Genomic DNA, 22989 nt, shown 5'->3' with positions numbered 1-22989 from the left:
CTACAAAATTGGAAGGAGGGGGCAACCATCGATCCCTACCTCCCACACTCCGAGAATGATTATTATTCTTGAGAATGAATAGTTTATTTTTTGGAAGTCCCCTATCCCAATCGAAAGTGCTTGTCATGTCACTCTAGCATATTTTAGTTTGTGTCGCTAAGTATAGAAAAATGAACCAGAAAATAAAAAACAAAACAGGAATAGAACGAGCCGGGAAAATCCCGACCCAATGAATCCAGGGATGTTTATTGTCAACAAACCTTGCTTTAAAAGTAGAAATATTTCCTAAATACTTATCCTGCTTAAGGATGCGTTTTTTTTCTGTCTTAAGTTGATCCATAGCTTTGATAGCCGCATAAAGCGAAGCTCCAATAATAAATGATGTCAGAATCCCTAGTATTGGTAAAAATATAGATAGAAACCCAAGTCGATAATTATTATTACCAGAAACTGCAAATGCTGCCATTAAAAAAGACTGGGAAGTGACATACCAGTTCATTCGATTGGCAATCAGATTGTGTTCACGATGGATCTCTTGGTCGATTAATCCGTAATACTCAATCGACTTGAGGTTTTCCTCGTCATTCCACCATTTCCACCAGTTCTCTTGCTTTTTTTTAGAGTCATTCCGCTTTTTAAAGTCATCCCACCATTTCCACCGGTTCTCTTGCTTTTTTTTAGAAGATTTATCCATTAATTCATCTCCCCATATAGCTTATTGAATTGAACTAAATCACCATCTTAAGTAGGTGTTTGGAATTAAATCCGACATTCCGCACATCTTCATATAGCTTTATATATTTTTACATTCCCCAAGATGTTTTGACGAAAAAGCTTCATTGTAGAAACTACTATTGAGAACATTTTCAATAATTGATTTTTTCTGAGAAAACAAATTACAATTCTTCACCTTGATGAAAATCGATCATTGTAGCTACAATCTTTACTGGCAAAGGGTTGTAAGCAATGTATTAGTAAAAATTATCAATTGAATGTTAAGAAGTGCGGAAGGTGGGTTAAATATAAAGATGAATCTCCTTGAAGGACTTGCTGCAACTCAATTTCCTAGAAAATTAGTTGCCCCATATTTTTCCAGTTAAATTGAATCAACAACGATTATCGAACCATTTAATTAGCACATGGCATAAAAGCAAGCTGTGACTGGGTCTAATTCTTGGAGATGTCCATTAATTATACCGCTCCCTGCTGTCAACTCCGACGCTCATAGACAGTCTTAACGAGTAATTTAGAGAGTCAACCGCTTAGTGGTCTGTCAATCTTGAAATTGTGGATAGGGGAATGCTGCCAAATTATTCGCCCCCAATCCCTCAAAATCATCTTAACAGACCAGTAGAATCACCCTTAATTTTTGTCAATTGTCGGACTCTAACTATATTCTTCCCCGACACTGAGATTAAAGAGCATTTGTAGGGATTGTAAACAGCGCTTACGCGCTTCGATATCCTGTTGGGCCCGCAGTTGTACCATGGGTTCGTGAAGGATTTTATTAACGATACCGCGGGTCATTGCTTCGATAACTTCTTGGTGTTTTTCGGCGAATTCCGTCCCCAGACGGGAGAGGGCCTTTTCTAATTCCTGTTCGCGAATATCTTCAATTTTGCTTCTTAAACAGCTAATTGTCGGGACAGTGTCCAAAGAACGCCACCAAAGCTCGAAAGCTTCCACTTCCTGCTCTAGGAGTGCCTCTGCTTCCCTGGCCATCTGACGGCGACTTTCCTGATTGGCGGCAACCACCGCTTTGAGATCATCGACGTTAAAAGCTTGCACTTGTGCCAATTCCTTCACGTCGGTGTGGACGTTACGGGGAACAGAAATATCGATTAACATCAGCGATGTAGCAGTAATCGTCACTTCTGTCAATAAATTTTTAGTTAAAATTGGTTCCGTGGCTCCCGTACTGGTGAAGACGATATCCGATGCCGCTACGATGGCCATCATCTCTTCTAAGCCATATAGTTGCAGCGGTAGGTGAGGAAATTCACGGGCCAACTCCTGGGCCCGTCTTTGGGAGCGATTGACGATCGCAATTTGCTGAGAACCCTTAGCCAGAAGGTGAGTAACTAATAATCGGGACATTTTCCCTGCCCCGATAATAGCGATTTTCTTGCCGCTGAGGTCTGCCACCTTAGCATGGGCTAACTCCACCGCCGCCGAACTGATCGATACGGCTCCCGTGCCGATGCTGGTTTCCGTGCGGACGCGCTTACCGGCAGTCATCGCTTGTTTAAACAGGCGATCGAGTAATTGGCTAATAGTATTGTACTTTTGAGCTAATTTATGGGTATTTTTAACTTGAGCGAGAATTTGCCCTTCCCCGAGGACAAGACTTTCTAAACCGGCGGACACCCGGAGCAGATGACGGACAGCATCCTGATGCAGTAGGGTAAACAGATAACGACGCAGGACATTAAGGGGAATATGTCCGATTTCAGCGAGAAACTGGGTAATTTCCACCACGCCCTTTTCCGTATCCGTAACCACGGCGTAGATCTCCAAGCGGTTACAGGTGCTGATAATCGCCACCTCTTGGATGTGGGGATAACCCTTGAGGTGGGTAAGAGCGGACTCGATTTTCGCTTCCGGGATACTCAATTTTTCGCGAATTTCCACCGGGGCTGTCTTGTGACTCAAGCCCACTACAGCAATATTCATTTATGTTCTCCTACAAATGTTGCTCAGGCTACAAAAATTATTGATAAAGATCAGTGCGTTATGTCTCTAATTGTTGCAATTTAGTCCCCATCGGGATGCAAATAAAAGATGTTTGAAAAAAAACTTTATATATTTTTACCAATGGGGGCGAGGTGAGCCATACCCACCCCACCGCGTCAGAGAATTATCTCAGTTGAATGTATTTGGGTTGGTCGAACAGGTGAACGGTATCGACAAAGCGAGCGGTTTTCGATTGGGTGGAGATAACCAAGCTTTGGGTACGAGCGCCACCATGGAAGAAGCGTACCCCTTCCATCAGGGTGCCGGGGGTGATCCCACAGGCGGCAAAGAGGACGGTTTGGCCACTGGCTAATTCTTCGCAACCGTAAACGCGATCGGGATTGGTGATGCCCATTTCTTGCAGACGAGCGAGATTACCCTCGCGGCTTTCGCCGATTAAACCGGTTTTGACCACTTCCGGATCATAGATTAATTGTCCCTGGAAGTGACCGCCTAGACAACGCATAGCCGCCGCCGAGATTACCCCTTCCGGAGCGGCACCGATACCCATGAGAGCATGAATATTAGTTCCCGAAAAAGCGCAGGAAATAGCGGCCGATACGTCACCATCGCTGATCAGACGAACTCTGGCCCCAGCGTTGCGGATTTCTTGGATTAATTCCTTGTGACGGGGACGATCCATAACCACTACCACCAGTTCTTCGATCGAACGATTGAGACAATCGGAAAGAACTTTCAGGTTTTCCGTCGCCGATTTATTAATATCCACATGACCTTTAGCTGCTGGGGGAGCGGCTAATTTTTTCATATAAAAGTCAGGAGCGGCGAATAATCCACCTTTTTCGGAGATCGCTAACACGGCCATAGAACCATTTTGACCGTAGGCAACCAAGTTAGTGCCTTCGCAGGGATCGACGGCGATATCGATTTCGACTAATTCGTCGGGATTACAATATTGTTTGGCATCAACTTGGGTACAGATACCCACTTCTTCGCCAATATAGAGCATGGGAGCCTCGTCTCTTTCCCCTTCTCCAATAACGATGCGACCGCGCATATGGATTTTATTCATCCGTTCGCGCATCGCTTCCACAGCGACGTGATCGGCGATATTTTTTTCGCCTTTACCCATCCACTTCGAGGAGGCAATGGCAGCCTGTTCGACCACTTCGATAATTTCTAACCCTAGCGTACTTTCCACTCGATGATCCTCCCTACAGCTGATCTATGATTTATCTAGTGAGTTTGTTTCCTTAACAGTCAAAAGTCTATCACCAGACGGGGATCATTCTTAAGTTTTTATGTAGATCATCTGGAGGAGACCGGTATAGCTAGGGAGTTTTTGGGACTATTATCGCCTAATCTTGGCGATTGGGACTTTTATCACTGATTTTGTCTAGCGATCGCATGAAAGAAGGTTCTTACCCCTGTTGTGAATGCTAGACAAGGGCAGCTTTGTCAATACTAAACATCTGGTGCGGTTTTGCCGAGCAAAATTATAACGTTATCGGGTCAGGTTTTAAAATGAGCCATTTTAGTTGACGGTCTTTCTCATAAAGATGCAGTATAACCTAATTTGCTATCGACGACTGACTCCCCAAGGGGAAAATTTCCTACCTCATCCTTAAGATAAGCTAAGTAGCTGGTTATAATTAAATTGAAGATAGATTTTGGGTTCGATCCCCCCTGCCCCCCTTGATAAGGGAGCATTTGATAATTTTTAACGCCTACGTACTTAAGACGCATTTTAACCGCCTATAACTCGGTTTGTTAACGAAGCCAATAAACTATAGCGATAATAATACTCAGAATTACCACAGTCTGGCGCAGATAACTAGGAGAGATAATTCTAGCTAGTTTTCCCCCCAATACCCCCCCCATTAAAGAGCCAATTGCTACCACTATCGCTGCCGACCAATATACATGATTAGAAAAAAGAAAAAACCAAGATGCGGCCACATTAACCACCAAAGAAAGCAACTGTTTTAAAGCATTTAATCTCGTGAGATTATCCTTGAGAAATAAGCCCAAAATTGCCAACTCAATTACCCCTAAACCTGCGCCAAAATAACCACCATAAACTGAAGCAAGAGCGATGGGTAAAACCGCCAAAATTTCTGGTATATGACCATTTTCGTCCCCTTGTTGCCGCTGTAGCCAAGAGCGTAAAGTATCTTGAAAAGCCAATAAAGCCGCCGCTAAAAGAATCAGAAAAGGAATCAGGCGCTCAAATACTTTATCACTACTATTTAACAGCAAAATACCACCGATAATGCCGCCAATAACTGCCGGTGGTAGTAATAATCGAATCCGTTTTTGTTGCCCGTGCAGGTCTTTTTTTTGGGCGATGGTTGCCCCCAGATAACCGGGACATAAAGCGACGGTATTAGTCACATTTGCCATTACTGGTGGGATACCCACCGCCATCAGCGTCGGAAAAGTAATCAGACTACCGCCACCGGCAAGAGCATTAATTAAGCCGGCAGCCACGGCAGCGATTACCAAGAAGCCATACTGAATAGGCGTGAGCATTTAGGTGTTAGGGATAGTAATTAGCGATAAATCAATTTTTTCCTCGTCAACTTGCTTAATTTCGGCTCTAATTCCTGGTCCAAAATATCTTTCGATTTTTTCCTGTTTTGCCAGCCACTTTTCTAGGGGTAAAAGGGGCGATTCAAATTCTAGGGTGAAACAATAGGCGGAATCAACAGCAGTTTCACGAATTGCCACTAAAGTCGGTCTTTCCTCGTCTGTGGGGCTTAATCCCAGCTTTTCTAAGGCTTCATCCAGATGCACTTCCTGTCCGTAGCGATAGCGGGTGACATCGTTGCGAAGTTTGGTTTGGGTGACAGTAGCCTGTTGTTGGCGCAATTGCAAGATTTCGGGGCTAGTGGGTTGACTGAAGGGTATCGGTTTGATTTCTGAAGCTTTTAGGGCTAAACCTCCCAATAATAACGGTAATCCGTAGAAAAACCCCGCTAAATTGACCGTGGCGTTACCTTGGGCATAACCGATGATCCCGATAACCGTTAAAATACTGCCTAAAATTAAGCCAAAGTATGATAGTCTAATTTTTCTGAGCATGAAATAATTTTTTTCTTGAGTACGCTAATCCTTTAGAGATTATACAACTCAAGAGAATCTTTTTTGCAGATGGGCAGTGGGAAGATTTTTCAGTTATCAGTAAACAGTCATCAGTCATCAGTGAAAAGAAAGCGGCGAACTTGACACTTAATAAGTAAGTAATCTCAATTTTGATGTTTTAATAAGGTCGAGGTTGAAAATTATCGGGAATATCGAGTTCAAATACTTGGTCATGAATCCGAGCCACATAAAACCCTTCTTGCAGAATTTTTTCGCGTAATTCGTTGGATAAGTCAACTGATGCTAGTATGCCATAGAGTTTTTTGTCCTTGTGTTCAGAGAAAAAGCTGCGAAACCGTTGCAAAATACTTTTTAATTGTGTAATGGATTCCTCTCTAGCATGACTTTTAACCTCAACGATATAGGCAGTATTTAGCTCACCATTGGTATAGGCAAGGACATCGATTTCTAGATGTTTTCCATCTTTACTGACTCGGACACTGGGACTAACAACTTCCATACCGAACCTTTGTCTGAGAATCGTTTCCATTGAGGGAAGGGCAAGTCCTTCGGTAAAGCTGCCGAATTTGGCACCAAGTCCCCCAATTTGCCGTCCTAATTCTTTGAGTTGTCGGTCGGTTTCCTGTTGTCGTCGCTCGGTTTCCTTCTGTTGTCGGTCAGTTTCCTTGAGTTGTCGGTCAGTTTCCTTCTGTTGTTGACTAACTTCTTTCAGTTGTTTGTCAGTTTCTTTTTGAGCAGCAGTTAATTCAGCTTGAGCAGTCGCTAATTCGGCTAAGATTCGCCATACGTCTTCGGATGTAGTTGCCATAGATGATTTTTTCCCGATGTCACCTATTCACTATTTTATTGGATTTCTGTGCTTGCCGAAGGCACTGGGGAGCAGACTGCTGATTCAATTGGGTAAGGTGGAGGCTAATTCATAGAACAAGAATCACCGCCACCAGCGACTAACATCCCTAATACTTTGATACACTTCTCTTAAGGCAACCTCTCCCCCAAAATGAAGGATTAAAAGCAGGTTAGAAATAGTTTTAGAGTAATTCTAAGAATTCTTCGATAGTTAAACCCGCTTCTTTAACAATCCCTGCCATTGTATAAGCATTAACTGGATTTGCTCGTGGAATGGTGATAGTCTGTTCTCCATTTGTCATAGTAATATGTTTTCTCTGTCTAGTGATGCGGAATCCCGCTTTTTCAAAGGCATTAACAGCGCGTAGATGATTAATTCCGGGTAATTTTGGCCTACTTATCCTACTTCTACATAACGCACTTCCGCATCTTTGTTTAACTCTTCAATTGTCTCTAAATAGTCTTGTATCGCTTCTTTGATATTTTCTATAGCTTCTGCTTCAGTGTCCCCCTGTGACCAACATCTGGGTAAACTGGGACACCAAATCGCATAACCTTCTTCGCTTTCTTTGAGTCGAACTTGATAGCGCATAAATAGTTACTGTAGTATTTGCTAGAGTGGGAGCATTCCATTTGAGATAATTTATCTATCTCTTTATACTAAACTAATGTGTATTAAGCCAGTGGCTTGCTTGTTCTACAAATACTGTGGCGTATTCTCAGGCAATTTTTGTTTGTTCCCTAGTTATTTCAATAACTTGATCATAATCTCCTAATTGTCGTAAATCATAGGTAATTCTTAATGCTTTTGATAGTTCTAATGATAATTCACCTGTTTGAATAAAATGTTGAGAAAATTGCTGTCGTACCCCTCGATGACTGCGAGTATTGATATTTTTAACTATTAACAGAGCTTGGACTGTACAATAAATGGCATAATAGCAACGAGAAATACAAGCACGATAATAATTTTTTTCAAGTAATAGGGTGGCCGCTTCTAATTCTTCATTAGCTTGATTGATATAGGACGAAATTTGGTTCACAGGACAATCCCTTCTCGGCGAATATTGTCCATTAATGGGGTTTGTCGATGAACAAAGTCTTCATCGGCGATGGGAATCAAAGAAATGAAGGTATTATATTTAAGGTCTAGTTGAGTAGCGATGTCTGCCATCCGAATCACTTCATCTCCAGGGGAAATGGGCCCCTTTAATACGACCATAATATCAATATCTGAGTCCTCATTGGCGTTACCCCGCGCTTGTGAACCAAAAAGGATGAGTTTTACTAACCGTTTTCCATAAAACTTTGCTAATTCTTGGCGAAATTCTTGTAGTATAGGCATTAGGGTTTGTAATTGAGCCATGGTTTTATTACTTAGAAATTATTTTTTGTAATAAATTGTATTGATGGATGTCACTTATTCACTATTTTATCGGATTTTTGCGATTGCGTAGGGAGTGTGGAAAGATGGGGAGGAATGCGATCGCCAATGAAATGTGGATGGGTCATTCATTCGACGGCTCATAGCGTTCTAAACTTTTAATAAAATCATCGTTTTTCTTCTCGCCATGCTGCTTCACGGATAGATTTAGGGGTAATATCCCTGTCTTCCCACAATCGTGCTAGGGCAAAGAAGTCTTGCTCGTTATCAGATAATGTTGTTTGATCTTCGATGATTTCTACGGAGTCAACAAAATCTAAAGCAGTTAAAATTTTAGAGAGTGTTTCTGGTTTTTCTTGGTCACGAATGTGTACGATTTATTGTTTCAAGGTAGTAAATTTTGCATTGAGTTAGTATTAATGATCATTGTCTAATTCTGTTTTTAGCCAATTAATAATCGGAGAATTATTACGAATTCCATAATCAACTAACTGTTGTGATAAATCTAAAATTTCTTGTTTAGATAGATAACCTGCATAAAAACCAACCAAGAGAATTACTAATGTTCCTTTGACGGGTAATTCCATAGCTTTGGCAACTCTTCTTGCTAATTTCTCATCTATAATTACCCAGTCTGGTTTGATTGAAATTGCCAAGAGAATAACTTCTAATTCTCCTCGATCTAATCCTAGTAATAGCGGTTCAAGAGGAGATGATGATGCAACTTCTTGAACTTGAATCCAATTGGCATTTTTGAGTTCTTTTGCCCCCGGTTTATTATCTCCAGCGATGACAATTTCTTGATAAACTGCCCAAGGAATAATCACTTCATTAAATAGCTGATTAAGAAGATCTAATTGATTAATCAAAGATAAGGCGATGATCGGTGTAGAATTAACAATTATCTTCATTCTCTTGGATTTTTTGGGCTAATTTACGGCTGGTTTGTATTTCTGATTCCCATTCTTCTGCTGTGTAATCAATAATGGAAAAACCATACTCAGAGAGAAGTGTATAAAATGTATATTTATCGCATCCTAATACTTGTGCGCCGATTCCTGCTGAAATTTTTCCTTCTTGATAAAGATGCCCTAATGTATAAATGATAACTTTACGAGAGAATGTTTCTTTTTCTTCTCTGGCAGCAATGAGGAGTTCTTCGGGAAATGTTACATTAATGCTCATGAGTGTTTAAAGATAATTTGTTTTTCTTGATTTTAGCAGGAATAATATCGCTAATTAATTGATGGTTGATAATTAAGATTCTCTATATTGTTCTCTTTAGTTGTTTATAAATTTCATCATCGTTTCGTTTGTCAATCAGCAAGATTTCTAGTGTTTGCTCCTCAACACGATAAACGATTCGATATTCACCAATATCGGCTCTATGATAAGAGTATCCTTTTAACTTTAGAGAATCTTGGGGATAGGGATTTGTTCTCAGTTCGGTTATTTTTGTGGCTACTTGTTTGGCGTGTTTATCTGGCAGTTTTTTTAAGCGTTTAGTTGCCTGTCGAGATAGGTTAATCTTAAGCATTTAAAATTTCTGACAGTAAAGCCTCACTTTCTGTTGTTCCGATAAAACCTTCTTGATGAGCTTTTTCTGCCTGTAAAGCCAAAAGTTGATTTTCTAACTCGGAAAATCTCTCAAATTCCTCGATTGACAGCACGACTGCAACATTACGTCCCTTTTTTGCTATCTTTACTGGTTCTCTTCGAGCCAAGTCTAACAGTTCGCCAAAGCGATTTTTTGCTTCTGAGGCTCCTAATGTTTTCATAACTAACCTTTATAGAAACTAGCCATTATGACCATTTTAGCTATTATAGCAATTATTGACAGGGCAATCACTTCCACCAGCGACTCACCTCCCTAATCCCTTGATACACTTCTCTTAAGGCGACCTCCCCCCCAAAATGAAGGATTAAAGGCGCTAAGTTGGGAATAGTTTCGAGGAACTTACGACGAGTGAGAGTACCCAAAGCATGAAGGATATCTTGCCAGAAAGATAAGTCAACATTAGCAGGGGTTAAGGTGGCGGTTAAGGCTTTTAATGCCTCTGCACGGTTGTATTCAGACCCAATCGTTCTGGCAATTTCCAAGGCTCCAGGTAAGAGATATTCGGGTAAATGGGGAGCTAACCTGGTCAATGCCTTTGCACGGTGGTATCCATCCCCAATGGCTCTGGCAATTTCTAAGGCTTCGGGTAACACTTCCGGTAAATGGGGAACTAAATTGGTCAATGCTCTTGCACGGTTATCTTCATCCCTAATCCCTCTGGCAATTTCTAAGGCTTCGGGTAACACTTCCGGTAAATGGGGAACTAAATTGGTCAATGCTCTTGCACGGTTATCTTCATTCCCAATCCCTCTGGCAACTTCTAAGGCTTCGGGTAACACTTCCGGTAAATAGGGAGCTAACCCGGTCAATGCCATTGCACGGTCGGATTCATGCTCAATCGCTCTAGCAATTGCTAAGGCTTCGGGTAAAACTTCCGGTAAATGGGGAGCTAACCCGGTCAATGCCCTTGCACGGTCGGATTCATGCTCAATCGCTCTAGCAATTGCTAAGGCTTCGGGTAAAACTTCCGGTAAATGGGGAGCTAACCCGGTCAATGCCCTTGCACGGTCGGATTCATGCTCAATCGCTCTAGCAATTGCTAAGGCTTCGGGTAAAACTTCCGGTAAATGGGGAGCTAACCCGGTCAATGCCCTTGCACGGTTGTATTCATCCCCAATCCCTCTGGCAACTTCTAAGGCTTCGGGTAACACTTCGGGTAAATAGGGAGCTAACCCGGTCAATGCCCTTGCACGGTAGTATTCATCCCCAATCCCTCTGGCAATTTCTAAGGCTTCGGGTAAAACTTCCGGTAAATGGGGAGCTAACCCGATCAATGCCTCTGCACGGTAGTATTCATTCCCAATCCCTCTGGCAACTTCTAAGGCTTCCGGTAACAAACTTTCCGGTAAATAGGGAGCTAACCCGATCAATGCCCTTACACGGGAGTATTCATACCCAATCCCTCTGGCAATTTCCAAGGCTTCGGGTAACAAACTTTCCGGTAAATGGGGAGCTAACCCGATCAATGCCCTTACACGGGAGTATTCATCCCCAATCCCTCTGGCAATTTCTAAGGCTTGGGGTAACACTTCCGGTAAATAGGGAGCTAACCCGGTCAATGCCCTTGCACGGTTGTATTCATGCCCAATCCCTCTGGCAACTTCTAAGGCTTCGGGTAACAAACTTTCCGGTAAATAGGGAGCTAACCCGGTCAATGCCTCTGCACGGTCGGATTCATTCTCAATCCCTCTGGCAATTTCTAAGGCTTCGGGTAACACTTCCGGTAAATAGGGAGCTAACCCGGTCAATGCCTCTGCACGGTCGGATTCATTCTCAATCCCTCTGGCAATTTCTAAGGCTTCGGGTAACACTTCCGGTAAATAGGGAGCTAACCCGGTCAATGCCTCTGCACGGTCGGATTCATTCTCAATCCCTCTGGCAATTTCTAAGGCTTCGGGTAACACTTCCGGTAAATGGGGAGCTAACCCGATCAATGCCCTTGCACGGTTGTATTCATGCCCAATCCCTCTGGCAACTTCTAAGGCTTCGGGTAACAAACTTTCTGGTAAATAGGGAGCTAACCCGGTCAATGCCCTTGCACGGTTGTATTCATGCCCAATCCCTCTGGCAATTTCTAAAGCTTCGGGTAATAAAGTAGGGGTAAGATAGGGACTAATTGCCCTTAATCCTTCGGCTTGCTTATCATCATCTTGACTTTGCCTTACATAAGCTAATCCCTGGGCAGGTGTCCAGATTTCATGCTGAATCAGTGCCGCAATCAATTCTGATGGAATATTAGCCGCCAAACTATTAAGAGAAGTGGTGATTAAAGCATAACGAACCTGTAACCCCATAGACTCACTCTTGTTCTCAATAAAATGCTCCTCCGCCAGTTGCCACGCCCGGGAAACATCCTTAATAAAAGTTGCCGTTTTCCCTTCCCTTTCACATTGACTATACCAACCATTATGACCTTCTGCCGTTTCTTCCCTCAGTAATAGATGAATCTGGGCTATCTGTCCCGCTTTTTCCAAATGCCAGAGCAATTGATTATAAATATAGCCATCATCCTCTAAACTGTGCCAGTTTGATCCCCCTAAATCCCCCTTACTAAGGGGGACTTCCACCTCTTTTCCCCCCTTTTCAAGGGGGGTTAGGGGGGATCTCTCCTTTTCAAGGGGGGTTAGGGGGGATCTCTCCTTTTCAAGGGGGACTTCCACCTCTTTTCCCCCCTTTTCAAGGGGGGTTAGGGGGGATATCTTAATTTGTTTTTGATACCGTTGTAAAAGCTGATGATGCGCTTCAGAAATCGACAAACCTAACCCCGGTAATTGATAATCCGTTTCAGGATGAGGAGACGCTAGGATCAGATTTCGGGCTAAATCATGTAACAAATCATGGACGCGATAACTCGTTAATAGTTCACTAGAAACCCCCGTTAATAATAAAGCCTTACTCCGTAAATATCTTAAAGTTTGTCTCGCTTCTCTAACCTGACAATCCCATAAAGTCGCCGCTATTTTTTCGGTAATGGTAACATCATCGGGTAACACCCCTAACCAGCTAAATTGTCTCAATCTTTGCCCATTTAATCGCTTTAAACTGAGATTAAAGCAAGCAATTAAACTATAATGTTTTCGTTTTTCTTCATTGGCAGTATCTCCAGCTTCCAAGCGGTCTAAAATTTCTAAATGAGCGATTTCTGCCCGTAAATCTTCGATTAATTCAGCCCAAGGAATCCCATCTTCAATTTGTGCCGCCGTCAACTCCAATGCTAAGGGTAAATACCCGACAATTTTGGCTAATATTTTGGCTTGTTTCTGATCTGCTAAATTTAATTCATGCTTTAAATAACCCCTTAATAAGGCTAAAGATTGAGATTCGGTCATTACATTCAAATCATAACTAATTGCCCCTTTAACGCGAACTTCCCTAGTGGTTACTAATAATTTACAGTGATTTCCTGCTACTCTAAAAGGATCAATATCTTCTACATTCCAGAGATCATCTACCACTAATAAAGCTTTTTTATCTGCCAATAAAGTCCTCAAGTGTAAGGATGCCGCATCAATACCCGTCGGCTTAAAATTATAATCTCCTAAAGCTTGAATCCAGCCATGAAGAAAGGATAAAATATCTGGTTGTTGTCCTAAAGTTGCCCAGAAAATGCCATCAGGAAAAAAAGCTTGAACCTCTTTCTCCTGTGCTAAAGCTGCCGCTAAAGTGGATTTACCAATACCTCCTAAGCCATAAATCGCACTAATAACTAAAGTTCCAGTTTTTTCCGTTATTTCTGACAATAAAAGTTTTTTTAACTCAATACTAACCTCTGGACGTTCGACAAAATAACTCGGTTTAGGAGGAGCTTGATTGCGATAGGAAGAAGATTTTAAAGAAGCGGATATAACGGGTTTAGGTTCAGGATCAATATCATGGTTTTCTAATATCTCACACCATTCAGGATTGTCATAAACCCTGGCCAAAGATTCAGCTTCTAAAGATGCCGGACGATCTCTAATTGGCTGTTTAGATTGTACCCCAATCACTAACCCATTACAAACAATTGCTGATCCCGATGTTCCTTGCCAAGGTGACTGATCTTCTGCTAATCTTTCTAATTGTTCATCGGTGGGTTGTATGTCTTGACTATCTTTAATATTTAATAACAAACGGTGATGAGGAACACGATTAGCTACATCGACAGTTCCCTCAATATGTAACCCTGTGGCGTATTTTATCTCATCTTCAACATACCGTAAAAATAGAGGAAAGCCCAAACAGTCAAATTTAACTTTTTGGGTGCTACTCGCATCAGGTAACACCCCAAAACCTACAGGATTACAAGTTTCGATAGTTTCTGGTAATTCTACTAAGGCTATATCGATATTATCGGGAGCTTTCCAAATTACCTTAGCGTCTATATCCTGCTTATCAGAATAGTCTGATGCTGATCTAAATCGTACTTTACAGTCGTTACTATTATCAAATAGATGCCGACAAGTCAAGAGTAAACGTCCCCCAATTCGATAGGCAGTGCCGTATTTAGGGGCAACAATTTCTAAAGCGCGATCGGGTTGGAATTGGGGCATAACTTATCGGATTGATGTAACCTATTCTTCTGGGATGGTGATGGGTTACGCTTCGCTAACCCATCCTACAAATTAACTGCTTTGGGGGCAAGCATTGCGTCCCTAGGGGTATAAAATTCTAATCGGGAATATCATCACTTGCTGTCAATACAGGTTTTCCATCTTTCCCAATGGGTTTAAGGGGAATTTTAATTCTATGGGTTATCGTATCTTTATTGGTGACACCCCCACCCATTTCTACTACCCAAAATTTTAGCCCACCTTTGCCTTCTTTCGACTGCTCAACCACAAATTGAACCTCTAATTCAATTTCACCCACTTCAAAGCGAATCTGCTCACCCTCAGAGGCTAAAATAGATTTACTCAGTTCAACCCGCAATGCTTCTAAGGTTTCTCGAAGTCCAACATTCATATTAATTCTCTAGTTATTTTTGAAGGATGCAAACCAAAACCCTTTCAATTCTATCGTTTTTCTGAAACTTTAGGGCAGAGAGATTGCCTTTATCCAATTGATATAATAGCCCAACCCGATCGCTAAGGAAAGCGCGGGTTGGGAAAAGACATCGACCTAATATTATCTCAAGACTAAAATGACAAATTGAATTAGTATCGAGCTATTTTGCTAATACAAGGTGTCAAGATCAAACTAAGGAGCTAAACGTTGCCTTTGCCAACTGCCATCTTCTTGACGATAATAACAGAGACGATCATGGAGACGACTGGGGCGACCTTGCCAGAACTCGATTAAACTAGGAATTAGGCGAAATCCGCCCCAATGAGGAGGACGGGGAACTTCACGACCCGCATATTCTTCTTTTAGTTCTGCTAGGCGTTTTTCGAGGATATCTCGCCCAGAAATCACTTCACTTTGATTGGAGGCCCAGGCCCCTAAACGAGATTCCCAGGGACGGACAAAAAAGTAATTATCCGATTCCTCCTCGCTGATTTTTTCTACAGTTCCCTCGATCCTAATTTGCCGTTGCAATTCTCCCCACCAAAACACTAGGGCTGCATTGGGATTAGCGATTAATTCCTGTCCCTTGGCGCTTTGGTAGTTGGTAAAGAGAACAAAACCGCGAGGATCGAAGTCTTTTAACAGTACCATGCGGGCCCGGGGTTTACCCTCCGGGGAAATAGTGGCTAAAGTCATAGCGTTGGGTTCCAATCTTCCCGAAGATACCGCCCGTTCTAGCCATTGTTTAAATACAATGAAAGGATCGGCAGATGTTTCTGACTCTAGCAATTCTTCGAGATTGTAGTCCAAACGCAGGTCAGCGATCGATATGTCCATGGTTTTGCTTGCTAAATTCTATCCTTTGAGATCCTACAAGATTCTACAATCATGACTATCACCTCGGCCAGTGATGCGATCGCCTCTCTTTTAGAAATGGCGGAACAGGGAGAAATTGACCCCTGGGATGTGCAGGTTATTGATGTGATCGATCGCTTTTTGGCAGAATTGGGGTTATTAAATGATCTAGATTTAGCCATGGCCCAAGCTAATTTACCCCAATCGGGACAGGCTTTTTTATGGGCTTCTATGTTAGTTTTATTTAAGGCTGATACCCTAGAAAGATTGTCTTTAGACCAGCAAGAAGAAAGTCTGATAGATGAGGAAATTAGCGACTTAGAACGGGAATTAAGAACTTTACCCCGTTATCTAGAAAATCATATTCGCCGTCGTACTGCTGCCCCACCACCGCGAAAAAGACGGGTAACTTTGCAGGAGTTAATCACTCAATTACAACAGATTGCCCTAGAGATTGAAGCTTTACCGAAACTGCCTGTAGTTGTCCCGAAACCCCGGCCTCAATCCCGACGGGAAGCGGTACAAATTATCACGGAATTGGCCCACCAAGAAAACCTGACGGAATTGGCAGCGGAACTGGACTTTTTTTTGCAGAGAAAGTTTTTTCAATTAGAGAAAAATGAGATAGAGTTTGAGTATTTATTAGATTTATGGCAAGCGGAAAAACCCTCTAGTCACTCGGCAACACAGGAAAAGGTGGCGATTTTTTGGGCTTTACTTTTACTGGCTTCTCAATCAAAAGTGGAGTTAAAACAAGAGGATTTTTATCAGGATTTAACTATTTCTTTAATTAGGGTTTGCTGAAGGTATGGGGTTTTACCGATTATTTTCATCTGGTCAATTAACTAATTTTCAGAACGTAGAAAGTAGCGACTGTATCGCCAGTTCGTTCATCAGGTTCGGCTTCACCGTCCCGTTAACCTACTCCCAAGCTTCCGCAAACGCCTTCAGTGTCGCCTCGATAGCGGCCACCGGTTCGGGTTTTACCTGGAGTTGGCAAGATCCGGTCAGGACTGGTTTCATCCCCTCAATAATAATCAAAACATGAGGATTTTGAGGAAGATGCAGGAATTTATTGGCGATTTTCGGGGCATCGAATCCCTCAAAGCCGAACGGTAGGTACTCACGCGGTTTTGTTGAGAAAATTGTCGGAAAAGAGATATTAACTCAGAAAGCGATTATACTCAATGATCGAAGACTATTGGCCGGCGATCGATGAACCAAGACAACGAGATTAGTCATTTACTAGACCTCATGCCTGCTTCGGGACGGATGATGACGCGCATTGTCAGCAAACCCGAAAGCAGCAAGGTAATCGAAACTAATTTTCCCCTACCCTGGCAAAGAGGGGTCAGACCGATTCCAATTAATTTTGACCTCTGGCGGCAATTATCAAGATCCCAACGGGATTTAGTCTTGTTAAGGGCTGTCTGTGTTTTAACGGCAGTAAAATGGTTTAAACCCGATCTCGATCGAGTAATTGCTCTGGCTGGTATGATCGGTTTAACCGTGGAAACCCTACAAACCGATGCCGTCGGTATGGCAGTGGCGGGGGGTTTAACTGCCTTGGCAATTAACCGGATTTGGCGGGAAAAACGCAGCCCCCAACGGGAATTAGACGCGGATGAGGCAGCCCTAAAAGTGGCCGTTAGACGCGGTTACACGGAAACCGAGGCCGCTAAAAGTTTATTATCGGCTATTGAGACTATAGCTGAAATTGAGGGGCGATCGAGTCTCAATTTTAATGAGTTATTGCGCTGTCAAAATCTGAAAAAATTAGCTAATCTCTCCTTTGTGGGTGTTCCCGATCAGGTGAGACAATCTTAAGGTTAGTTGTTTTGGCTATCAGCTTTCTTTTTACCGATTACCGATCACTGACTACTTAAATCCCTAACCCTAAAATAACTACTATAAAAATATTTTTCCCCTTGCTCAATGGCTGCAATTGACTCTTTAGAAAAAGTCTTAAAACATCACTTTGGCTACGATCAATTTCGACCGAATCAACGCCAAATAATTGAGGCTGCTTTAAATGATCAGGATTTATTAGTAATTATGCCCACCGGAGGCGGTAAATCTCTCTGTTTTCAGCTACCTGCTTTAATCAAAAAAGGGGTGACAGTGGTGGTTTCTCCCCTAATTGCTTTAATGCAGGATCAGGTAACTGCTTTAGCTGATAATGGCATCGGGGCAACATTTCTCAATAGCACTTTGAACGCGAAACAAGTCAGAGACAGAGAATCTTTAATCCTGCAAGGAAAAATTAAACTGTTATATGTCGCCCCAGAAAGATTATTATCGCCTAGTTTTTTAGACTTTTTAGCTGTTATTGATAATTACCTCGGTTTAGCCTGTTTAGCGGTGGATGAAGCTCACTGTGTCTCCGATTGGGGTCATGATTTTCGCCCTGAATATCGACAAATTAAACAAGTCCGTCAACGCTTTCCCTCCGTGCCAATTCTGGCTTTAACTGCCACCGCTACCCAACAGGTTAGGGAAGATATTATTCAACAATTAGGATTGCGAGATGCTTCCATTCATATTGCTAGTTTTAATCGTCCTAATCTTTATTATGAAGTTCAACCTAAAACCAGTAAATCTTATCAGCAATTGTATCAATATATTAAAGGAAAAAAAGGGTCTGGCATTGTTTATTGTATCAGCCGCAAAACCGTCGATCAAGTTGCCGAACAGTTACAAAAAGATGGTATTAATGCCCTACCCTATCACGCCGGTATGAACGATCAGGAAAGAAGCGAAAATCAAACCCGTTTTATTCGGGATGATGTGCAGATTATGGTGGCGACAATTGCCTTCGGTATGGGGATTAATAAACCAGATGTGCGCTTTGTCGTTCATTATGATTTACCTCGCAATTTAGAGGGATATTATCAAGAATCGGGCCGTGCGGGTAGGGACGGCGAACCGGCTAAATGTACCCTCTTTTTTAGCTTTGCCGATGCCAGAAAAATTGAGTATTTTATTAACCAAAAAACTGAGCAAAATGAACAACAGAAAGCTCGTCAACAATTGCGACAGGTGTTAGATTATGCTGAAGGGACTGAATGTAGAAGATCAAGCGTACTAGGCTACTTTGGAGAAAGTTTTGCGGGTAACTGTGGTAACTGTGATAACTGTCGGAATGGGAACAATTCTGAGGATTGGACAATCGAAGCACAAAAATTTTTATCCTGTGTGGCGCGGACGGGACAAAAATTCGGTATGATGCACATAATCAACGTACTTAGGGGAGGAAAAGGTGAAAAAATCACCCAATATCAACATCACTTATTATCTACTTATGGCATCGGTAAGGATAAAACTCTCGGGGAGTGGAAACGTTTAAGTCGTTCCCTTGTCCAGCAAAATCTACTGATAGAAACAGAAGACAATTTTAGAATCTTGAAACTTAATCAACATAGTTGGGAAGTGATGCGGAAACAGCGTTCCGTGTTTATTGCCGTCCCCCAAAAAGCTAACGGTCCAATCTTGGGAGACGACAATCCCAATACGATGGAAAGTGATTTATTATTCGATCGCTTGCGACAACTGCGGAAAAAAATTGCTGATAGTCAAGGGGTTCCTCCCTACGTTATTTTCCATGATTCTAGTCTGCGTTTGATGGCCCAATCAAAACCCCGGAGTTTAGAGCAGTTTCGTCAAATTTCTGGAGTAGTACAAAGCAAAGTTCAACAGTATGGGGATATATTTATAGCGGCAATTAATGATTTTTGTCAGGATAGTCTTCCCTCTACTCAATTCCTCACTCTCCAATACTATCAAGATGGTTTGAACGCGGAAGAAATCGCTCGCAAAAGAAGCTTAAAAGTCTCAACCATCTATGAACATTTAGCTAAATTGCTGGAAGCTGGTTACGAAATTGATATTAATCAGTTAGTTCCTAAGAATAAACAGGAATATATTCGTTTAGCAATTAAAAAAGTTGGCGATCAATCCCTGAAAACTCTCAAAGAAAATCTGGGAGATAATTATAGTTATGAGGAAATTAAATTAGTTGTTGCTTGGCAAAGACGACTTTAAAAACTATAGGAGAGCGGGGAAGTAGGGGAGTTTTTTCAGTAAACAGTGAACTGATAACTGATAACTGATAACTGATAACTGAATTAAGCAAACCCTATTTAGGGGACAAGCGTTCTTGTATTTTATTAATTGCCCAGCTTAAAATCGCCCCCGCAATTAAAATACTAATAGCAGGATTGAATAGGGGCAGCCAAAGACGCTGAAAAAGTTTAAATCCTAGAGGAATTCCCGTGGATTCACCGATAACAGCCACGGCAAACCAGAGAAAACCCGCTATCACTAAAAACACATCAAATATTAAGATTCTATTCAACCACTTGACAAATTGCTCTTTCATTGCAGCAAAAACTTAGGTTATTTATACAGTTTATTCACGAAAAAGTATAGCACTTTCACCTTAATCCCAAGCTCTCCAGAGCCAAGCTAGTCCGGCAGTAATAATTAAAACTTTAGTTAACCAATCTCCCCAGCGCACATATAAAGTCCTCGTATCCCGTCGATAAATTGTTTCGCTATGAATTTGATATTTATCCAAATCCGATAGCCAAAGGTGATTACCGTGGGGATCGACAAAAGCAGAATAACCTGTATTGGTGGCCCGGGCCATCCATCGATCGGTTTCGATCGCTCGCATGGTATCCTGAGCATGGTGTTGAGCGGGCATGGCGTGGCTATAATGGGCGTTATTAGAAGCAGTAATAATAAATTCGCCTCCCCTAGCAGTTTGACGGCGAAAATGTTCGGAAAAAGCCGATTCGTAACAAATGCCCACAATTATTTTACCGAAAGGACTGTTAATAATTTGATCGGGATCTCCCGGGATTAAGTGCGCTTGCAAGGGAGAAAGGCGATCAACAATTCCGCCCAAAATTTCCTGAAAAGGAACGTATTCGCCTAAAGGCACGAGAATTACTTTATCATACCGACTAATCACCTGTCCCTCGCCATCAATGGTCAAGAGACTATTGTTATAACCCTTGTCCACCTTGCCGAATGCACCCAACCAGATCGGCGTTTTTTTGGCTAAAATTGCCGAATAAATCGAGCTATTATTGACTAAGTTCTCCCAATAATAGGGTAAAGCGGTTTCAGGAGTTAAGACGGCATCTACTCCTTGATCGGCGAGAATTTGATAACCAGAAGTGTAACCTTCGATCGCCTTTTGAAATCCTAGGGGCGAAAGTTTAATTGTGTTGGGAATATTGCCCTGAATTACGCCAATTTTTATCCCTAAATCCCTTGACTTTTCGATCGGTTTATGGTATGTGTTCCATCCCCAGAGATGGAGGCTAAAACAAATGAGGAGGGGTAAAGAGAGAAAAGCGAGATTTTGCCGCGATTGACGGATTAGGAGCAAGCTTTCGGCAATTAAACCGTTAACTGCCACAATTGCCGCCGTTACCGTCGTAAAACCCGATAATTTGCCCAATTGCAGAATCAATAAATTATGGGGACTTTGACTATAAGCAAGGGTAGTCCACCAGAGAGGGGATTGACTCCAGAGAGATTCTAACCCACACCAGAGGGCAGTGCCGATGAAAACCCGTAGGAGAGCATCGCGAAAAGATGACTGATTAACACTTTTGTTGACATAAAACATGACTAACGTCCAAGTTAGCACGATCGCAGTTCCCCAAAAAGTGATAAACAACCAACAAAACAGAGCAATTGACAAACTCGCTAACCAGGGGACACCCATCCACGTCATCGGGTGAATTCCCGTGATCCAGAATAAAGCGAGGCCATGGTAGGCAAAACCCCAGCCAAAACCGTATAAAAGCTGTTTTTTTAGGGATTTTTCCCCTAATCTCACAATAATCCACAGGGGGACGAGAGAAATCCAAGCGAGTAACCACCAAGAAACTGGCGCTACTGTTAACCCCATCCCCACACCGGCCAAAATTGCCCAGAGAAAACGCACCATCTTTCACTCCAGTCAGGTTAAACTCCTCTGACCTACTAGATCTCAGAGTAGCTAGAGGGAAGACAAAAAACAAGAGACAGACAGAAGTTTTGGCTACATCTACAATAGATCAGTTAGCGAGTAAAAAAGCCCCTCGATCAGATGCTATGGCACGCTATAGACTCAGATAAACAGGGAGATGGGGAATGTCACCCTTACCCTAAAAGCCTAAACTCGGACTGAATAAATGATTGAATACATGGATAATTTTAACCCCAAATTAACGGCTCTGGCTCTTGTCTTGAATGTTGAGGAAAATCTTGAAGATATTTTTCGGAAAATAGCTAGTATGAGCGCTCATCAATTGCGAGCGCGGCGCTGTTTAATCCTGTTAAGCTCTCCACAGGAATTAAAAGGGGAAATTACCGATTATCTAGAAGTTTTTGCCCATTATGATGAGCTATCACCTTTAGCTGATCAAGAAATAATTAAACTTGATCAAGCTATTGCCGACAATGTAGCGGCCACAGGGAAACCTTTACTAATTAAGGATATAACTCGATCATCATTTGCCAGTGCAGCCCCTTATCCCAAAAGAGCAAATAATAATAGTTTTATAGCCGCACCGATTATCCTCAATCAGCAGATAATTGGAGTAATTAATCTCAGTTTTCCCCTAGACAAAAAACATTTTGAACCATTAGATTTAGAAATCTTGCAGTTATTCGCTCAACAGGCTGCCCAATCCCTGCAAATTTTTCATTTGCAAGGGATATTAAAATCTCGTTTTGTGGCCATGGCAGTGACTAGAGAAATAGCAGAAATTCAGTCCGAACATTCGATCGCTGTCCATCCTTATCCCCCGAAATTAGCCAAAATTGTCGCTAAGGCTTTTTTTAAAGAATTAACTCAGGCCGGTTTTGGAACCCATGAAGTTATTGAGATTGCCAATGAGGTTTTGAATTTACTGCAAAAGACTCTTAATAAACATAAAAATCGTCTGGAAGGAAAAGATTGAGCGCTAGTCAAGGGTTAAAATCGACTCACTTGCCACTCCCGTGCAGTCCTAAGTAATAATTGAGATGGTTAACAGCTTAATTTACTGATTGCCGCTGCCGTCCTGTCTTCCTAATTCATAGACACCAGAGGCAACACAGGCGAGAATACCGACACTAATCGGCCAACTTTTTCCTAAACTAATCTCAATTAACCAATCGGAGAAACCGCCGAGAATGAGAAAGGGAATAATACTAAAGATAGAGGCATAAAAAGCATTTTGGGATTCCCTGGCGACGCGAGTTTTTTCAAACTCCTCTAGGGAAGTATAGAGGAAACGCTCGGCAAAATTAAACCAGCGATAGAAAATTTCTATAAACCAATTTCGTACCCCAGCTAACCCCAAATATAATGCTAAAGACCAGAGACAGCTACCAGCAATAAAGGCCGGAGAAATATTGATAGTGAAGGGCAGAAAGTCGATTACCATAAATGAGAGCCACAGAAGTGGTAAATTTGAGCGAACGGCTTGATCGATTTTAACAAGTCTTGACCTTTGCA

At 42.1% G+C, this 22989-nt stretch carries 25 protein-coding genes; 4 read left to right on the top strand and 21 right to left on the bottom strand.

The features are described 5' to 3' along the window. Positions 1-133: 133 nt before the first annotated feature. From H6G40_RS22960 to pdxH, 18 genes are all read right to left on the bottom strand, one after another. Positions 134-694 carry a hypothetical protein gene (locus tag H6G40_RS22960; RefSeq protein WP_002756312.1) on the bottom strand — a complete coding sequence of 187 codons (561 nt, stop codon included), beginning with the start codon at positions 692-694 and terminating at the stop codon, positions 134-136. Positions 695-1386: 692 nt separating this feature from the next. Continuing rightward, positions 1387-2673, bottom strand: a complete 1287-nt coding sequence (locus tag H6G40_RS00930; RefSeq protein ID WP_069474842.1) for a glutamyl-tRNA reductase — start codon at positions 2671-2673, stop codon at positions 1387-1389. A gap of 184 nt (positions 2674-2857) precedes the next feature. After that, complete coding sequence (glpX, locus tag H6G40_RS00925) at positions 2858-3895, bottom strand: class II fructose-bisphosphatase (RefSeq protein ID WP_002739910.1); 1038 nt, start codon at positions 3893-3895, stop codon at positions 2858-2860. A gap of 569 nt (positions 3896-4464) precedes the next feature. After that, positions 4465-5226 carry a sulfite exporter TauE/SafE family protein gene (locus H6G40_RS00920; protein ID WP_002779254.1) on the bottom strand — a complete coding sequence of 254 codons (762 nt, stop codon included), beginning with the start codon at positions 5224-5226 and terminating at the stop codon, positions 4465-4467. Next, entirely contained in the window at positions 5227-5778 is a 552-nt protein-coding gene (locus H6G40_RS00915) for a DUF2854 domain-containing protein (RefSeq protein ID WP_002739647.1), read from the bottom strand. A gap of 178 nt (positions 5779-5956) precedes the next feature. Further along, positions 5957-6607: a DUF3782 domain-containing protein gene (locus H6G40_RS00910; RefSeq protein WP_002740306.1), complete on the bottom strand. Its 651-nt coding sequence runs from the start codon at positions 6605-6607 to the stop codon at positions 5957-5959. A 223-nt stretch (positions 6608-6830) separates the two neighbouring features. Further along, complete coding sequence (locus tag H6G40_RS00905; protein WP_024971299.1) at positions 6831-7049, bottom strand: type II toxin-antitoxin system HicA family toxin; 219 nt, start codon at positions 7047-7049, stop codon at positions 6831-6833. Then, complete coding sequence (locus H6G40_RS00900) at positions 7046-7240, bottom strand: type II toxin-antitoxin system HicB family antitoxin (protein WP_016517346.1); 195 nt, start codon at positions 7238-7240, stop codon at positions 7046-7048. Before H6G40_RS00900 ends, H6G40_RS00905 begins: the two co-directional genes overlap by 4 nt. A 127-nt stretch (positions 7241-7367) precedes the next feature. Beyond that, positions 7368-7691: a HEPN domain-containing protein gene (locus H6G40_RS00895; protein WP_069474840.1), complete on the bottom strand. Its 324-nt coding sequence runs from the start codon at positions 7689-7691 to the stop codon at positions 7368-7370. Further along, the gene (locus H6G40_RS00890; protein WP_002740269.1) at positions 7688-8014 is read right to left on the bottom strand and encodes a nucleotidyltransferase domain-containing protein; all 327 of its coding nucleotides are present in this window, start codon (positions 8012-8014) and stop codon (positions 7688-7690) included. The genes H6G40_RS00895 and H6G40_RS00890 overlap by 4 nt, the downstream gene beginning before the upstream one ends. A gap of 185 nt (positions 8015-8199) precedes the next feature. Continuing rightward, complete coding sequence (locus H6G40_RS23830; protein WP_306766096.1) at positions 8200-8409, bottom strand: hypothetical protein; 210 nt, start codon at positions 8407-8409, stop codon at positions 8200-8202. A 39-nt stretch (positions 8410-8448) separates the two neighbouring features. Beyond that, positions 8449-8943, bottom strand: coding sequence for a PIN domain-containing protein (locus tag H6G40_RS00885; RefSeq protein WP_069474839.1), 495 nt, complete (start codon positions 8941-8943; stop codon positions 8449-8451). Further along, positions 8927-9217, bottom strand: coding sequence for a UPF0175 family protein (locus H6G40_RS00880; RefSeq protein ID WP_016517343.1), 291 nt, complete (start codon positions 9215-9217; stop codon positions 8927-8929). The genes H6G40_RS00885 and H6G40_RS00880 overlap by 17 nt, the downstream gene beginning before the upstream one ends. A gap of 82 nt (positions 9218-9299) precedes the next feature. After that, entirely contained in the window at positions 9300-9569 is a 270-nt protein-coding gene (locus H6G40_RS00875; protein WP_002739840.1) for a type II toxin-antitoxin system RelE family toxin, read from the bottom strand. Further along, on the bottom strand, positions 9562-9810 hold the full coding sequence (locus tag H6G40_RS00870; RefSeq protein ID WP_002739617.1) for a type II toxin-antitoxin system Phd/YefM family antitoxin: 249 nt from the start codon (positions 9808-9810) through the stop codon (positions 9562-9564). Before H6G40_RS00870 ends, H6G40_RS00875 begins: the two co-directional genes overlap by 8 nt. 67 nt (positions 9811-9877) lie before the next feature. Beyond that, on the bottom strand, positions 9878-14179 hold the full coding sequence (locus tag H6G40_RS00865) for an NB-ARC domain-containing protein (protein ID WP_190537132.1): 4302 nt from the start codon (positions 14177-14179) through the stop codon (positions 9878-9880). A 118-nt stretch (positions 14180-14297) separates the two neighbouring features. Beyond that, entirely contained in the window at positions 14298-14597 is a 300-nt protein-coding gene (locus tag H6G40_RS00860) for a trypco2 family protein (protein ID WP_069474837.1), read from the bottom strand. A 228-nt stretch (positions 14598-14825) separates the two neighbouring features. After that, complete coding sequence (gene pdxH, locus H6G40_RS00855) at positions 14826-15470, bottom strand: pyridoxamine 5'-phosphate oxidase (RefSeq protein WP_002787824.1); 645 nt, start codon at positions 15468-15470, stop codon at positions 14826-14828. A 51-nt stretch (positions 15471-15521) separates the two neighbouring features. Between pdxH and H6G40_RS00850 the strand changes: the two genes are divergently transcribed. From H6G40_RS00850 to recQ, 3 genes are all read left to right on the top strand, one after another. Beyond that, positions 15522-16292 carry a segregation/condensation protein A gene (locus tag H6G40_RS00850; RefSeq protein ID WP_069474836.1) on the top strand — a complete coding sequence of 257 codons (771 nt, stop codon included), beginning with the start codon at positions 15522-15524 and terminating at the stop codon, positions 16290-16292. 411 nt (positions 16293-16703) lie between these two features. Continuing rightward, positions 16704-17315 (top strand): DUF3318 domain-containing protein, encoded by a 612-nt coding sequence (locus tag H6G40_RS00845; RefSeq protein ID WP_002748267.1) that lies wholly within the window; start codon positions 16704-16706, stop codon positions 17313-17315. Between the two features lie 108 nt (positions 17316-17423). Further along, positions 17424-19529 (top strand): DNA helicase RecQ, encoded by a 2106-nt coding sequence (recQ, locus tag H6G40_RS00840; protein WP_190537130.1) that lies wholly within the window; start codon positions 17424-17426, stop codon positions 19527-19529. A gap of 94 nt (positions 19530-19623) precedes the next feature. On the opposite strand, the gene H6G40_RS00835 is transcribed toward recQ, so the two are convergent. Next, positions 19624-19866, bottom strand: coding sequence for a hypothetical protein (locus H6G40_RS00835; RefSeq protein ID WP_002740130.1), 243 nt, complete (start codon positions 19864-19866; stop codon positions 19624-19626). 60 nt (positions 19867-19926) lie between these two features. Further along, complete coding sequence (lnt, locus tag H6G40_RS00830) at positions 19927-21453, bottom strand: apolipoprotein N-acyltransferase (RefSeq protein ID WP_042791074.1); 1527 nt, start codon at positions 21451-21453, stop codon at positions 19927-19929. Positions 21454-21691: 238 nt separating this feature from the next. Between lnt and H6G40_RS00825 the strand changes: the two genes are divergently transcribed. Beyond that, positions 21692-22450 carry a GAF domain-containing protein gene (locus H6G40_RS00825; protein WP_190537136.1) on the top strand — a complete coding sequence of 253 codons (759 nt, stop codon included), beginning with the start codon at positions 21692-21694 and terminating at the stop codon, positions 22448-22450. 81 nt (positions 22451-22531) lie between these two features. Here H6G40_RS00825 and H6G40_RS00820 read toward each other — a convergent pair whose 3' ends face one another. After that, positions 22532-22918 (bottom strand): hypothetical protein, encoded by a 387-nt coding sequence (locus H6G40_RS00820; RefSeq protein WP_002739650.1) that lies wholly within the window; start codon positions 22916-22918, stop codon positions 22532-22534. Positions 22919-22989 lie beyond the last annotated feature (71 nt).

Origin of the sequence: Microcystis viridis FACHB-1342 (assembly GCF_014698335.1) — a bacterium.
GTDB lineage: Bacteria > Cyanobacteriota > Cyanobacteriia > Cyanobacteriales > Microcystaceae > Microcystis > Microcystis ichthyoblabe_A.
The sequence above is the reverse complement of the archived record's forward strand: the minus strand, read 5'-3'. Positions and strand labels throughout refer to the sequence as shown.